Origin of the sequence: Thomasclavelia sp., from assembly GCF_047249845.1 — a bacterium.
Classification (GTDB): domain Bacteria; phylum Bacillota_I; class Bacilli_A; order Erysipelotrichales; family Coprobacillaceae; genus Thomasclavelia.
The window spans coordinates 1-1580 of record NZ_JBKTWO010000186.1 but is presented as its reverse complement, the minus strand read 5'-3'; the positions used below and the strand labels follow the sequence as shown (position 1 = coordinate 1580).

Genomic DNA, 1580 nt, shown 5'->3' with positions numbered 1-1580 from the left:
GGACAATGTATCAAAGTAAAATGATAGAAATTGCCGGAGGTAAAAACGTTGCTAAAGATATAGAAGGTGATTATTGGACAGCTGTTTCTTATGAAACACTTTTACAATTAAATCCAGATATTATTATTATTCCACCAGCTGCATCTTATAGTGTTCAAGATGTGTTAAATGATAGTCAATTATCTTCATTAACTGCGATAAAAAATAATGCGGTTTATCAAATGCCAAAGGGAATTGAAGAGTGGGATTCACCAGTTCCTTCAGCAATACTGGGTTCAATGTGGTTAGCTAGTATTTTACATGAAGATAAATATTCATTTGATGATTTTAAAGAAGATGTTGTTGATTTTTATGACACATTTTATGGATTTGAAGTGGATCAAAGTTTAATTACTAGATAAAATGAAAAATAAAAATATAAGTTTAGTTTTAAGTATTATTGTCTGCATATTTTTGTTTATTATTTCATTATTGATTGGTAGTTTTGATTTATCAATTGAAGATATTATTAATATTTTATTAGGTAAAAATGATTCTTCAATTCAGCGTAATGTTTTTTATAACTTACGGATTCCTCGAGCTGTAATGGGAATATATGCAGGAGTTGCTTTAGGACTTGCTGGTAGTATTTATCAGGTACTATTTTGCAATCCTTTAGCTTCACCTGATTTAACTGGAGTAGCTTCAGGAGCAAGTTTAGGAGCAGCTTTAGCAATTGTCATCGGAACAGGCTCTCTTTTAGAAAAAACGGTAGGAGCTTTTATTTTTGGACTGTTGAGTTTATTTTTAGTTATATTTTTAGTTAAAACAACTAGAGGAAAGCAACTTTCTACTTATATTTTGGCAGGAATCATTATTTCGTCTTTAGCAGATGCTGGAATTATGATGCTTAAATATATGGCAGATCCTTTAGGAGAACTTGCATCAATTGAGTTTTGGACAATGGGTAGTTTAGCTTCAATTACTCTTGATAAAACGCTTTTATCATTATTATTAGGAATAATTCCATTTATTTTGCTTTGTTTAGCACATCGACGAATTGTTATTTTATCTTTAGGTGATGAAAATGCGCGATATTTAGGGTTAAATGCTAGAGGGCAAAGATTTATTGTTTTATTGCTTACAACATGGCTGATAGCTTCGGTAATTGCAATTACTGGGGTAATTTCATTTGTCGGGTTGATTGCACCACATATTACATATTTATTTTTAAAAAAGCGAACAGGCTGTTTTTATATTGTTAGTGGTTTAGTTGGTGCGATAATTATGTTAGTTGCTGATATGCTTGCAAGATCACTTGTTTTTGGCGCAGAATTACCATTAAGTGTTTTGACGATTCTTTTTTCTTCACCAATGTTATTATTTTGGATGTATCGTCAACGAGGAAGTATTAAATGAAAGAGTTATTAAGGATTAAAGATTTTTCGGTATTTTATACAGATAATATTGTAGATAATGTTTCTTTTAGTTTGAATAAAGGAGATATGATTGGATTAATTGGTCGTAATGGATGTGGTAAATCGAGATTATTAAAGGGAATTATGGGTTCTTTAAAAACTAGTGGTGATGTGCTTTTTTGT

3 protein-coding genes are annotated in these 1580 nt (G+C 30.6%); all 3 read left to right on the top strand.

Annotation, left to right across the window (positions count from 1 at the left end; all coding sequences use genetic code 11):
• A partial coding sequence (locus tag ACLR9T_RS14650) for an ABC transporter substrate-binding protein (RefSeq protein ID WP_413110181.1) occupies positions 1-401 on the top strand: 401 nt, incomplete at its 5' end.
• Position 402: 1 nt separating this feature from the next.
• Positions 403-1398 carry a FecCD family ABC transporter permease gene (locus tag ACLR9T_RS14645; protein WP_413110180.1) on the top strand — a complete coding sequence of 332 codons (996 nt, stop codon included), beginning with the start codon at positions 403-405 and terminating at the stop codon, positions 1396-1398.
• Positions 1395-1580: ATP-binding cassette domain-containing protein (locus tag ACLR9T_RS14640; RefSeq protein WP_413110179.1), on the top strand; the 186-nt coding region annotated here is incomplete at its 3' end. The genes ACLR9T_RS14645 and ACLR9T_RS14640, both read left to right, overlap by 4 nt.